Genomic DNA, 13,280 nt, shown 5'->3' with positions numbered 1-13,280 from the left:
GCTTCACGTCAGAAGTACAACAGATAGTTCTGCTGGCAACTATAATTATCAGTTATGGAACTACGGCAACTCCGCTACTTCGTAACCGTGGTCGAGGAGGCCAACTTCACCCGCGCCGCCGCCCGTTTGCACCTGGCCCAGCCCGGACTCAGCGCGCAGATCCGCCAGCTCGAACATGAACTGGGACAACAGCTTCTGGATCGGGGCGGCCGCTCGGTGACCTTGACCGAGGTGGGCGCGGCAGTACTACCGCATGCCAGGGCCGCGCTGGCGGCGACCGAGCGGATTACCTCGACGGTGGACGAATTCACCGGATTGCTGCGCGGACACGTCCGCGTCGGCTGTATTTCCGGCGCGGGCGACGAGGAATTCGATATCTCCTCGGTGCTCGCGGATTTTCACGACGACCACCCACAGGTCGGCATCAGCCTGACCGAGGACACCTCCGAACGGATGCTCGCGGCGGTGCGCAGCGGTGAGCTGGATATCGCCCTGGTCGGATTGACCGGTGCGGAGATCGGCGCCGATATCGGCATAGATGTTGTGCTCGATACGCCGGTGGTCGCGGCGGTCGCGCTGGGCGGTAAGCGTGCCTCGATTACGCTCGAACAGTTGCGTGAGCACCCGCTGATCTGTCTACCGCGCGGCACCGGCATCCGGGGTGTCTTCGATCGAGCCTGCGCCGCAGCGGGATTCGAACCCGATATCGCATTCGAGGCCGCCGCGCCTCCGCTGTTGCTCCGACTCGCCGCCCGGGGCCTCGGCATCGCGGTAGTGCCCGCACTCACCGCCGAGGAGGCCGCGGCATTCGGCGTGCGGGTGCTGCCGATCACCGAACCGGAACTGCATGGACAACTCGCGCTGGCGTGGCGGCGCGATCGCCCGGGCAGTCCGGCCGCGAAAGTCCTACTCGGACAACTCCGTATCGGCCTGGGCGGCCGCTGATTGCTACAGCAGCCGCGACAGGAACGTCTTGGTGCGTTCGTGTTTCGGATCGGCGAGCACCTCGCGCGGATTACCCGCCTCCACGACCACACCGCCGTCCATGAACACCAGTTGGTCGGCAACCTCACGGGCGAAACCCATTTCGTGTGTCACGACCACCATCGTCATACCGTCGGCAGCGAGTTCGCGCATGACCCCGAGCACCTCGCCGACCAATTCCGGATCCAGCGCCGAGGTCGGCTCGTCGAAGAGCATCAGCTTGGGATCCATCGCCAGCGCACGGGCGATCGCGACGCGCTGCTGCTGGCCGCCGGAGAGCTGGGCCGGATAGGCATTCGCCTTGTCCCCCATGCCTACTCGGTCCAGCAACTCGTGCGCGCGCGCCACGGCGTCCGCCTTGCGGATGCCCTTCACCTGGATGGGCGCCTCGACAATGTTCTCCAGCGCCGTCCGATGCGGGAACAGGTTGAAATGCTGGAACACCATGCCGATATCGCGACGCTGCTTGGCCGCATCACGCGGGTGCAATTCGTAGAGTTTGCCGCCCTTTTCGCGATAGCCGATGAGATCGCCGTCGACATAGAGCCGACCCGCATTCACCTGCTCGAGGTGGTTGATACAGCGCAGGAAGGTCGATTTACCCGAACCCGACGGCCCGATCAGGCACAGCACATCGCCACGCCCGACCTCGAGCGAAATGCCCTTGAGCACCTGCAGCGCACCGAAGTTCTTGCACACCCGATCCGCGAAAATCATCGGCTGGGTGTCGGTCGGCTCTCCCTTGTCCAAAGTCGCGCTCATGCCTGCGCCTCGCTGGCGCTCGGCTCCGGCATGACCGCGAAAGCGGCTGTGTCCATTGTTCGCTCGCTACGCTCACTCATGCCTGCGCCTCGCTGGCGCTCGGCTCCGGCATGACCGCGAAAGCGGCTGCGTCCATTGTTCGCTCGCTACGCTCACTCATGCCTGCGCCTCGCTGGCGCTCGGCTCCGGCATGACCGCGAAAGCGGCTGCGTCCATTGTTCGCTCACTCATTTCGCCTTCACAATCGTCTGCGCGTCGGCCAGTTCCTGCAGCTGCTTGGCGGTCAGCTGCCGCGAGGCGCCCCGCGAGTAGTAGCGCTCCAGGTAGAACTGCCCGATCATCAGCACGCTGGTGACCGCGAGATACCAAGTGGCGGTGACCAATAGCAATGGAATCGGCTGGAAGTTCACGCCGTAGATATCGCGGGCCCGGCCGTACAGGTCGGTACTCAACGGAATCGCGGTGACCAGCGAAGTGGTCTTCAGCATGCCGATCAGCTCATTGCCGGTCGGCGGGATGATCACCCGCATCGCCTGCGGCAAAACGGTCCTGCGCATCGTCTGCGACCACGACATGCCCAGCGCCGTCGAGGCCTCGCGCTGTCCCTCACCGACGGAATTGATTCCGGCACGAACGATTTCGGCCATATACGCGGCCTCGTTGAGGCCGAGGCCGATTACCGCGAAGGTGAACGCGGCCTGTAGGCCCTGCACGTCGATCTGCACGAATTCGGGCCCGAACGGCACCCCGAACTGGATCGACTTGTACAGCGACGGGAACAGACCCCAGAACACCAACTGCACGAAAACCGGCGTGCCACGGAAGATCCAGAGATACACCCAGGCCGTCGAGCGCAGCACCGGATTCGGCGAAAGGCGCATCACCGCGAGCAAGGTGCCGAGCGCGACAGCGATCGCCATCGCGAGCACGGTCAACTCGAGGGTGACCACCGCGCCGGAGGCAATCCGGCTGTCGAACAAGTACTTTCGATAGGTCCCCCATCCGTACGCGGGGTTGGTGGCCGCGCCGTAGATGAACAACCCGAGCAGGGCGAGGATGATCGCCGCGGCGATCCAGCGCCCCGGCCTGCGTAGTGGAACGGCCTTGATCGGCTCCGGTTCTGCCGCGTCGATCGGCCCGCCGGGCCCGGTGTTGTCGCCGGGCGCCGACGTGGTTTCGGATGACGACATCGATCAGCTCTCGGCGCCGTTGATGACCGACTTGGTGATCGCGCCTTCCTGTACACCCCAGTTCTTGGTGATCTCCAGGTACTTACCGTTGTCGATCAGGTGCTGGACGGCGGCCTGCAGCGCCTTGCCGAGCGCCGAACCCTTGGGAATGGCCCAACCGTAGGGCGCGGAATCGAAGACCTTACCGGCCGCCTCGATCTTGCCGTCGCTCTTCTTGATCGCGTACGCGGTCACCGGCGAATCCGCCGACATCGCGTCGACCTGGCCGAGCATCAGGGCGTTGGTCGCCGCGCTCTGCTCGTCGAACGGCTTCTTATCGATGGCGGGCTTGCCCTCCGCCTCGCACTTCTTGCTGCGGGCCGGGATCTCGTCGGTGTCCTGAACCGTGGTGGCCTGCACCGCGACCCGCTTACCGCAGGCGTTATCCGGGTCGATCGGCTTACCCGACTGTTGCGCCCACTGGCTGCCCGCGTTGAAGTAGGTGGTGAAGTCGACGCTCTGTTCGCGTTCCTTCGAGTCGGTGATGGAGGACATGCCGACGTCGTAGGTGCCCGCCTGGATCGCGGGAATGATCTTCTCGAAGGAGGATTCGAGGTATTCGGCCTTGAGGCCGAGGGTCGCGGCGACCGCGTCCATCACGTCGACATCGAAGCCGACGATCTTGCCGCTCGGGTCCTTGTACTCGTTGGGCTGATAGGGAATATTGACTCCGACGACAAGCTTGCCCGACTGCTTGATCTTGTCCGGTAGCAGCCCGGCTGCCGTGTCGAACTTGTCGATACCCTGTACCTTCGCCACCGCGGGCGAGTCGTCCTCGGAGTTACTACAGCCCGTCAACACCAGTGCACCACCGGCGAGGACGCACATCGCTTGCAGGGCGCGCCTGCCAAGAACCGATCGAACAGACACAGCAGCCCTCCACATTTCGGATTCGAGAAACCCGGGTGTCACCACCCGTTTGGCAATCTAAGCGATCGTGGCGTTTCGTGCTGGACAGTAACGAAACAGTGACGCGAACTCGTTGCGAACTCACTACTGCCCAGGTGTCGGTACGCCGCCGGAACACCCTACCGCCTAGTTCGCTGATCGATAGCGCTGGCAGAGGCCGACAGCCGTGTCTTCTGACACAGTGCGACCACTGATCCCGCCGAGCCGCGCAGACAGTAGAGAACCTGGTTCCACGCGAAGCACACCGCGTCCCGCCGCATTGCCGTTAGCATCGGTTAGCGAACTGCCAGCGAACACAACCCTCTACGGCGTCGGCTCCGTCGATGTCAAAGGCCGGATCAGCGACGCAGTCATGTTCCGCACCCTGAGCTGGTCCCCCGGCATGCGGGTGCGAATCCGGCTGCGCGTGGGCTTCGTCGTGGTCACCTGCCCCGGTGAACACGCCCGGATCGACAACCAGGGCAGCTTGCATCTGCCCGGCGGCGATCCGCCGTGCGCTCCGCATCGGCGCCGGGCATCGCGTCCTCCTGGCCGCCCACCTACCCAGCGAAACGCTGCTCGTACTCCCCCGACCACTCACAGACGAGCTGACCGCACCGCTGTTCACCGCCCTCAAAGGGCGAGTGCTCAGGCCGTCGCCCCAGACGAACCACTGTTGCGATCCAAACGTGGCGGTCGCCCGGTCCGTCGTCGCCGCCCCGCAACCGACATGGACATGCCCACACGGCTGCCGAGCACGCGTCGCGCGCTCTCCACCCGCCAACTCACACAAATCAACCACGTTGCCGAAACCACCGGAGACGACCCGGAACTCGACACCCTCATTCTGCGACTCCACCTCGAAACCGCCTGCCGCACCGGAAGCGCCCTCAACCTCCGCACAGAAGACCTCGACCCCGAACAATGCTTGATCCGACTGTTCGGCAAGGGCGGAACCCTGCACTGGCAGCCGGTATCCCCCACCGTCATGGCCCGATTGATCGAACACAGTGAACGCGGCCCCGATCCAGGCCAGCAACTGCTGCGATACCGACATGGTCGCCCGATCACCCGCCGCCGCTACGACCACCTCTGGAATCGCATCGGACGCCACCCCCTGGGTCGCAACACAACAAATAACCCCCACTGGCGACGACACACCACACTCACCTGGGTCGAACGCAACTTCGGCTACGCAATCGCCCGCGCCTACGCCGCGCACGCCACACCCAGCGGCTACGACGGCACCACCCTCACCAACGTCCGAGCATCCATCGAAGAAGTCGCATCGGCGCTCGCCGCACTCACCGGCGAGCCCCATCCCCTCGCGCCTCCTCACGACGATGACAGGGCAACGCGCGCCGTCACCGAGCCCCTTTGACGTGTACTGGCTGCCGCAGTCGCTGTGAAATATCACTCCTGCCGGCGGCCGGCGCCGTGCCAGGGCCATGTCGAGAGCATCGGTGACCAGGCCGGTGCGCATGTGGTCAGCGATCGCCCAGCCGATGACCGCCCGGTCGTGCAGGTCGATCACGGTGGCCAGATATGCCCACCCGGCCCAGGTTTTCACGGCCCGCTCCGAGTCGGTCAACGACTTATCCCTGGAACCATCCTCGGCTCCGGACTCCTTCGCCCTCTTCACCCATTTCCGCAACGTCATCTCGTGACAGCCAATATCGCGTGCCACCTCGGCCACCGGCCGCCCCTCACCCAGAACGAACGCTACCGCCTGAGCCTTGTCCTCCTCGGTGAAATTACGCCGCGTCGAACCCAACACCAAACTCCCGCACTACCGGGCGACATCGACCCCGTGTCCACCCGAACCGGGGACGGTCCAATCGCGTGCACGAGCGCTCCCTCTGACACGGGGGCATTGCGCAGTTGAGCCCCACCGAATGTTTGCCGGACAGCGTCCAGGACCCCTGGTCCTGATCGAGCCTGCCGATCAAGCAGCAGGATGGCCACTGATCCAAGTTGAACGAAAGTCACGATCCTTGCGGATGGACCTAGCCGATATCCCGGCACTCATCCGAGCAGCTCCAACCACTGCGACTCGGTCGGAATCCACGGCAGCTTGGTCCACCGCGGGATCAGACCACGCTGATAGCCGCCGCCCCGACTGCGTGACGTATAACGGCCCCGCCCAACGGGATTCGACTCCCGAACACCCTCAACGATGCGCGCGGCCCCGTACTTGATGCCGGGACCCTCGCTTGGCCTGCTGGGCAACAACCACCGGAGGCGGAAGAGTCAGTTGAAAACTCGTGGTTGCTCGCGTAGCTCATCGAGCACTCGTTGTGCGAGGGTCGTTGGGGTTTCGGCGTCGAAGGCGGCGACGGGTGGCAACTGTAGGCCGGTGAGCTTGTTCAAGGCGTCATGGAGTTCCAGCGCAGTCAGTGAGTCGAATCCGATTTCGAGGAAGGTGCGGTCCCCGGCGATGGCGTCCGGGCCGTGGTATCCGAGCAGGCCTGCGGCATGGGCCAGGATGAGGTCCTCGACCAGCCGGTGTTGGTCGACCGGGTCGAGTTGATGTAGTTGTGTGTGCAGGGCATTCGGCGCTATAGCTGCGGATAATGTTGCGGTAGAAGATGTTTCGATGATCGAGTGCTGGACTTGTGGTGTGCCGAACGAGTGCGGGTAGTTCGGCAGAGTTATCTGGTCGAGCCAAAAGCGGCGATGTTGGAAAGGATAGGTCGGTAGGTCGATCTGCTGCGCGCCCGAACCCGCGAACGATTGGGCCCAGTCGACCGATAGCCCGCGCACGAATCCGCGCGCCAGTGAGTTCGCGAACTGTTCTATGCCGCCGCGGCGTCGTTGTATGGTCGGCAGCGCGAGTCCTGCGGCGCCGATGGTCGCGGTTATCGCAGGAGTCAGTACCGGATGCGGTCCAGATTCGACGAAGAAGCCGAACCCCGACTCCGCCATCGCCTCGATGGTTGCCGCGAACCGCACCGGCTGCCGCAAGTTGTCGTACCAATATCCGGCATCGGCGTCGGGACCGGCCATCGCTGCCCCGGTTACAGTGGAGTACCAGGGGATTCGCGCGGGCTGCGGGCGCATGTCGGCGAGTTCGGCCAGCAGTTGGTCGCGGACGGACTCGACATGGGCCGAATGTGATGCGAACGGAATCCGCACCAGGTGGGCCGCAATGCCCGCATCGCGGTATTCCTCCATCAGGGCCGTGATCGCGTCGTCGTCGCCGGCCACAACGGTCGTGTCAGGGCTGTTGTGGGCCGCGATACTCATCCCGTCGCGTCGTGAGATCCGTTGCGCTACTTCCTCGGACGCCGATTCGACCGACACCATGCGTCCACCGAGTCCGGCGCACAGCGCACCGCGGCGGACCACCGCCCGCACGGCGTCGCGTAACGACAGCACACCGGCGACGTGCGCCGCGGCGATTTCGCCGAACGAATGTCCCACGACCGCATCGGGATGCACACCGTAGGACTGCCACAGTCGCGCCAACGACACCGTCACCGCGAACAGCACCGGTTGCGCGACTTCAGTTCGTCGCAGGGCTGATTCGTCTTCGACTGCCGCAAGTAACGACCAATCGGCAAATTCGCTCAGCACCGTTTCGCATTCGGACATCGATGCGGCAAAGGCAGGGGAAGATTCGAGCAGGGCCGCGGCCATACCCGCCCACTGCGCGCCGTGGCCGGGGAATACGAAAACGGTTCGGCCCGGCAGATCGGCCCGACCGGTCACGGCGTAGCCGGAGGTCCCCGACGCCAGTGCCGTCAGATCACTTCGGTCGGCACCGAATACGACTGCCCGATGCATGAGTCGTGTCCGGGTGGTCGCTGCAGAATAGCCCACATCGATCGGATCGGCTCCCGCGTCCAGCACCGTTACCAACTGTTTCGCCTGTGCTGCCAGCGCCTTCTCGGTAGCGGCCGAGAGCACCAGCGGTAGCACGGCGGTGCCGATCCGGGGCGTGGGCAGTTCGGTGTCCGGCGGAGCTTGTTCGAGGATCACGTGTGCGTTGGTGCCACTGATCCCGAATGCCGAAACACCTGCGCGCCGAGGTTTTCCGTGGTCCGGCCATGCTGTCGCGGTGGTTACCGGACGCACGGTTCCGGTTGTCCAGTCGACGTGTGGGGACGGTTCGTCCACGTGCAAGGTCGGCGGCACACAACCGTGCCGCAGAGCCAGCAGCATCTTGATCGTCCCCAGCACACCCGCAGCGGCCTGGGTATGCCCGATATTCGATTTCACCGAGCCGAGCAGCAATGGGTGGCGGCGATCGCGTCCGTAGGTAGCGAGCAGGGCATTGGCTTCGATCGGATCGCCGAGTGTGGTCCCGGTGCCGTGTGCCTCCAGCACATCCACATCGGACGGTTCGAGTCCGGCGTCGTCGAGCGCCTGCCGAATCAGCCGCTGTTGCGCCAGGCCGTTCGGTGCGGTCAGCCCATTCGACGTGCCATCGGAGTTGATCGCGGTGCCCCGCACGATACCGAGGATGCGTCGGCCCGAGCGCCGTGCATCCGACAGGCGTTCCAGCACGAGCACGCCCACACCCTCACCCCATCCAGTGCCGTCGGCGGAGGCTGAGAAAGGCTTGCAGCGCCCATCGGCCGCGAGACCGTTCTGCTTGGCGAACTCCACAAAGGTGGCGGGGGTGGACAGTACGGTCGCACCCCCGACGATTGCCCGCGTGCACTCGCCGTAGCGCAGCGATCGGACTGCGAGATGCAGTGCAACGAGCGATGACGAACACGCTGTGTCCACGGTGAGGGCGGGACCGCGCAGTCCGAGCACATAGGAGATCCGGCCGGACGCGACACCGGCGGCGTTACCCGTCATGGCTGCGGCGTCGAGAGCCTTGACCGCAGCATAGGAGCGCGGTACGTAGTCGGAGGCCATGATCCCCACGAACACTCCGGTATCGCTGTCACGCAGTGCGGTCGGGTCGATCCGCGCGTGTTCGAGTGCCTCCCAAGTAGTTTCGAGCAACAACCGCTGCTGGGGATCCATCGTGACGGCCGCACGCGGTGCGATCCCGAAGAACTCGGGATCGAATGCGGCGGCGTCGAGGAAGCTGCCACGTCGCGCATAGGTGGCGTCGGGGTCGGCGCTCCACCCGCGGTCGGTGGGGAAGTCCCCGATGGTTTCGCGACCATCGGCCAGCAGCTCCCAGAACTGGTCCGGGGACGAGACACCGCCGGGCAACCGACATCCGATTCCCACGACCACGACCGGATCGTGTTCGGGTCGTGATCGAACCGGTGCGGTCGGTTGGGGAGGAGACACCGCATCGCCGGTCAGCTCGCCGATGCGGTCGGCGATGAGGTTCGCGGTCGGCAGGTCGTATGCGATGGTCGTGGGCAGGTCGAGTCCGGTGATTTCGGATAGTTCGGCGCGCAGGCGAACCGCCGTCGAGGAGGTCAGTCCGTAGTCGGTGAAGACCTGGTCGGGTCCGATCGGGGCAGTTGCCTGGACCAGCGTACGGACCGTGTCGCACACCAGATCCAGCACCCGCTGTCGCCGTTGCGGGTGCGACAGCGCCCGCAGCTGGCGCACCCATGGTGAGTCCTTCGGTGCTCCACCGCGATCGAGCAGTCCGACCAGCCTGCCGCGCGCGATCTTGCCGGTGGGTGTCACCGGCATCTGCTCCAACACGATCAGTTCGATCGGGATCTTGTAGTCCGCCAACCCATGTGCGGTCAGATGCGCGACGATCTCGTCCAAGGTGATTGCGGCACCCGGTCGCGGGGTGACGAGCGCACACGGATACTCGCCAAGGCGTTCGTCGGGGCGACCGACGATGGCGACGCGATCCAGTGACGCCAGCTCGTCGAGCAGCGTTTCCACCTCGGTCGCGGCGAATTTCACCCCGCCGACATTGATCACCTCGACATCCCGGCCGCGGAAGGCGATCGTGCCATCGGCATTCACGCTGGCGCGGTCGCCGGTGCGCAACCATCCGTCCGTCGTCCACGCGGCCGCGGTCAGTTCCGGATCCTCGAAGTACTCGATGCAGCGATACGGGCTGTGGAACTGTAGTTCACCTATTTCGCCTGTGCCACAGGACCTTCCATGCTCTGTGACCACCCGCGCCCGCCCGCCGGACACCGGCCGTCCGATACTGGTGGCCGCGGTCTCCGGCGGATCACCGGGCCGCGTGAACAGGCCCGCACCCAGTTCGGACATGCCCCATTGGACGACCACCCGGGCGTTCAACACGCGGTGGGCGTCAGCGATGAGCTTCGCGGGCACGGCCGCACCGCTGGCGCGAATCTCGCGCAGTAGTAGCCCCGCGGTGCCGGTTTCCGTGGCGCCGGGTAAATCCGGCCGGGACAGTATGTCGCGTATCTGGGCGGGCACCGCGAACAGCACCGTCGCTTCCGATTCCTGTGCCACGCGGAGGAATTCGGCTACATCCCAGTCCGCCAGCACCGCCTGACGGCCGCGGGTGACCAGACTCAGGTGCACCGACAGCAGACCGTACAGGTGCGTGAACAGGCTGGCGCTGACGATCGTGTCGCTGCCCTCGGCCGCCGCGTCGGTCGCGACCGCGATCGCGTTCCCGATCAGGCTCGCGTGGGTGTGCACGCAAATCTTGGGGCGGCTCGATGTAGTACCGGACGAGGGGGCCAGCAGGAACGAATCCGCCGGTGCCACCGGCACCGGAATCGGATCGACGCCCGACCAGCGTTGCAACACATCGTGGTACGACCGCACCATGGCCGACTCGTCGACGTCGTCGCCGACCACCAGGACGTGCTTCGGTGGCCGAAAGTCGCCGCGCGGTGGTTTCCGTAGCGCACGGTGGCCCTCCGCGGTTACCACGACCACGCTCGCGCGGGTCCGGGTGACCAACGTGTGCACCTCGTGCGTCCCCAAACCCATATGCAGCGGTAGCACTGTCGCCCCGGTGATCCCGACCGCGATATGCACGATCAGGAACTCCCAGCCATTGGGCAGGTGTACCGCGACGACATCGCCTTTCCCGATGCCGAGATCCTGCAGTCCGCGAGCCAGCGCGTGCGCTTGCGACCGCCACTGCGCCCAGGACCGCCAACCGCCATCCGCGTACACCGCCGATTCGTCACCACCGGCCGTGGCAGCGTCCTCGAACAGAGAAACAAGTGTGTGGGACATGAGCACTCCCGAGACGAGCCGCTACGGAGTCCACCCGTCGGCGGGGACGGACATGGTGAAGACGCCGCAGCCGAAACTCAGGCCGAAGGCGACGAGTAGGCCCTGCCCGGCCGGCCGCCGCACCGGCTCGGTCAGCATCAAGGGCACCGAACAGCCGAGCGTATTCCCGTAGTCGCGCAATACCCGATAGGACGAGATGACCTTGTCGTCACCGGGTTCGACACCGAATTCGTGGCACAGCGCGTTCAGGATGCGCACGCTGCCGGTGTGCACGAGTAGTACCGAGGCGTCGGCGGGCGCGGCCAGTCGGCAGGAGTCGTCCTTCAGCGCCATCCGGACGGTTTCGCGGGCATAGTAGGCTCCGCGCGGTGTGACGAGTGGGCTCAGCGTGTAGGCCCGTCGACCCGATACCACCGGAATATCCGAACCGCCGTCGGGGACGGTGCCGAGTTCGGCATCTTCGGCGAGTTCGTTCGTCAGATTGGCGACGGGTCCGAAGGAAGGTCCGTCGCCCTCGGCTCCGAGGACCATCGCGACCGCCGCATCGGCGAACAGGAAGCCGTGCAGGACATTCACCGACTGCTGCCGCTGATCCGGGCTCACTTCCAGGAAGTGTCGGTAGAAGCCCGGCAGCGGCGGTGAAAGCGGCGTGGTCGCCTCCGCGAAGCAGACAAGTACTCGCTTGCCGGGATTGCAGCTCAGATACCACCGCGCGGTGTCGACAGCTTTCGCCATCGCGGAACAGCCCATGTATTCGATGCTCAGATTCTGGGCCGTTCTGGGCAGTTCCGGCATCCGCGCGAACATATCGCACACCAGGCTCGGCACCAAGCGGCCTGGGCTGCTGGACACACCGAGCACCAAGCCGATCGAATCCACCGCAATGCCCGCCTTGGCGATGCACGTCCGGGCCGCTCGAACCGCGAGATCGACCACGGCGATACCCAATTCCGGTTCGGCGCCCTCGAACAACACCTCCGGATAGTTGGTCAGGATCGAATACCGGTTCTCGACACCGAGATTGCGCAACATATCGGTCAGCCGGTCGGACAGATGGCCCTGCCCGGCGTCGAGCAGCTCCTCGGTCGAATGCGCCGCACGCGGCAACTCGGCGGCGACGCCGAGCAGATGTGGATTCACGGTGCTAGGCATGTTCAGAGAATCCGGTCTTCCACTGTCGCACCGAGTTCGCCCCTGCCGAAGTTCGCCAGCGCACGCTCGGCGGCATTGGCCAGGTGCAGGCTGCCGGTGTGCACATCGCGCCAATGCCGTTCCAGCACATCGGGAGTTCGGGCGGCGCGGCCACCGGCGATCCGGAACAGCGACTCGACCGCCTCGACCGCGCGTTCAGTGGCGCGTACCTGGTCGCGCCGGGCGCGCAAGCGCAGTTCGAGTGGAATGTCCTCGCCCGCTTCGGCATAGCGCAGCTGTTCGGACAGATTGCGCTCGAGCTGGAGGATCGCGGCATCGATCTCCGACGCGGCACAGGCCAACCGCACGGCGACGGCGCTGTCGTCGGCCCGTCCCCGCATGCGCTCGACGAACGCGGCATAAGCGCCCTGGGCGGCTCCGATCACCGGTGCGGCGACGCCACCCGGCAGCACACTGGTGAACGGAAGGCGGTACAACGCAGGGGTTTCGGCGTCGGCACCGGTGTCTCCGGCATTGTGTCGCTCGGCGTCGTGGATTCGGTGGGCAGGCACAAAGGTCTTGTCGAGTAGCACGTCATGGCTGCCTGTTCCGGCCAGCCCCACAGAACGCCACACATCATCGATTCGAAAGTCGCTGCGGGGCACCAGTAATGTCAAATGGTCATCGGCCGCGCCGTCCACGCCGGGTGCCAAAGCCCCCACCATGACCCAGTCGGCGTGCTCGCATCCGGAGGAGAACCCCCACCGCCCGGACAGTTCGACGCCGCCCTCCACCGGTGTCAGCGTCCCTGAGGGCAGGTAGGAAGTCGCGATCAACGCGTCCGGGGTGTCGGACCAGATATCATGTTGCGCGGGTGCGGGAAACAGGGCGAGCTGCCAGGCGTGCGTACCGAAGATCGAGGTGACCCATCCGGTCGAGGGGCACGCGGCCGCGATCAACCGGACCACCTCGAAGAATTCCACCGGTGACGACTCGTAGCCACCGAATTCGCGGGGCTGGAGCATACGGAAAACGCCCGTCGCGGTGAGCTCGCGAATCGTCTGCTCCGGTATGGTCCGCTCCCGTTCGGCCCGCTCCGCCCGCTGCCGGATAACCGGGACGAGATCCCGGACGCTGTCCAGGATTTTGCGATCTGTCATAGCTGTCCTGTGGGGTGTC

General features: G+C 65.3%; 8 protein-coding genes and 2 pseudogenes. 2 read left to right on the top strand and 8 right to left on the bottom strand.

Annotated features, from left to right (window positions below; all coding sequences use genetic code 11):
- Positions 1 to 54 precede the first annotated feature (54 nt).
- On the top strand, positions 55 to 945 hold the full coding sequence (locus ON44_RS11530; protein WP_040688970.1) for a LysR family transcriptional regulator: 891 nt from the start codon (positions 55 to 57) through the stop codon (positions 943 to 945).
- 3 nt (positions 946 to 948) lie between these two features.
- On the opposite strand, the gene ON44_RS11525 is transcribed toward ON44_RS11530, so the two are convergent.
- The 3 genes from ON44_RS11525 to ON44_RS11515 form a co-directional block, all read right to left on the bottom strand.
- Positions 949 to 1,746 (bottom strand): amino acid ABC transporter ATP-binding protein, encoded by a 798-nt coding sequence (locus ON44_RS11525; protein WP_040688968.1) that lies wholly within the window; start codon positions 1,744 to 1,746, stop codon positions 949 to 951.
- Positions 1,747 to 1,973: 227 nt separating this feature from the next.
- Positions 1,974 to 2,936 (bottom strand): amino acid ABC transporter permease, encoded by a 963-nt coding sequence (locus tag ON44_RS11520; protein ID WP_083897807.1) that lies wholly within the window; start codon positions 2,934 to 2,936, stop codon positions 1,974 to 1,976.
- 3 nt (positions 2,937 to 2,939) lie between these two features.
- Positions 2,940 to 3,803: an ABC transporter substrate-binding protein gene (locus ON44_RS11515; RefSeq protein WP_040688966.1), complete on the bottom strand. Its 864-nt coding sequence runs from the start codon at positions 3,801 to 3,803 to the stop codon at positions 2,940 to 2,942.
- Positions 3,804 to 4,236: 433 nt separating this feature from the next.
- Between ON44_RS11515 and ON44_RS53730 the strand changes: the two genes are divergently transcribed.
- Positions 4,237 to 5,244 (top strand): tyrosine-type recombinase/integrase, encoded by a 1,008-nt coding sequence (locus ON44_RS53730; RefSeq protein ID WP_306306477.1) that lies wholly within the window; start codon positions 4,237 to 4,239, stop codon positions 5,242 to 5,244.
- Here the strand turns inward: ON44_RS53730 and ON44_RS52425 are convergent.
- From ON44_RS52425 to hsaA, 5 genes and pseudogenes are all read right to left on the bottom strand, one after another.
- Positions 5,239 to 5,436: pseudogene (locus tag ON44_RS52425) on the bottom strand (DDE-type integrase/transposase/recombinase); the annotation flags it as partial. The gene ON44_RS53730 and the pseudogene ON44_RS52425 overlap by 6 nt on opposite strands.
- Before the next feature lie 57 nt (positions 5,437 to 5,493).
- Positions 5,494 to 5,640 (bottom strand): annotated as a pseudogene (locus ON44_RS53960) (transposase); the annotation flags it as partial.
- A 473-nt stretch (positions 5,641 to 6,113) separates the two neighbouring features.
- Positions 6,114 to 10,970 (bottom strand): type I polyketide synthase, encoded by a 4,857-nt coding sequence (locus tag ON44_RS11500; protein WP_157187105.1) that lies wholly within the window; start codon positions 10,968 to 10,970, stop codon positions 6,114 to 6,116.
- Between the two features lie 21 nt (positions 10,971 to 10,991).
- Positions 10,992 to 12,122 carry a 3-oxoacyl-[acyl-carrier-protein] synthase III C-terminal domain-containing protein gene (locus tag ON44_RS11495; protein ID WP_040688962.1) on the bottom strand — a complete coding sequence of 377 codons (1,131 nt, stop codon included), beginning with the start codon at positions 12,120 to 12,122 and terminating at the stop codon, positions 10,992 to 10,994.
- A 2-nt stretch (positions 12,123 to 12,124) separates the two neighbouring features.
- Positions 12,125 to 13,261 carry a 3-hydroxy-9,10-secoandrosta-1,3,5(10)-triene-9,17-dione monooxygenase oxygenase subunit gene (gene hsaA / locus ON44_RS11490; RefSeq protein WP_040688960.1) on the bottom strand — a complete coding sequence of 379 codons (1,137 nt, stop codon included), beginning with the start codon at positions 13,259 to 13,261 and terminating at the stop codon, positions 12,125 to 12,127.
- Positions 13,262 to 13,280 lie beyond the last annotated feature (19 nt).

The organism is Nocardia vinacea NBRC 16497 (genome assembly GCF_000308835.1).
Lineage (GTDB): Bacteria > Actinomycetota > Actinomycetes > Mycobacteriales > Mycobacteriaceae > Nocardia > Nocardia vinacea.
This window is presented reverse-complemented; position numbering and strand designations above follow the sequence as displayed.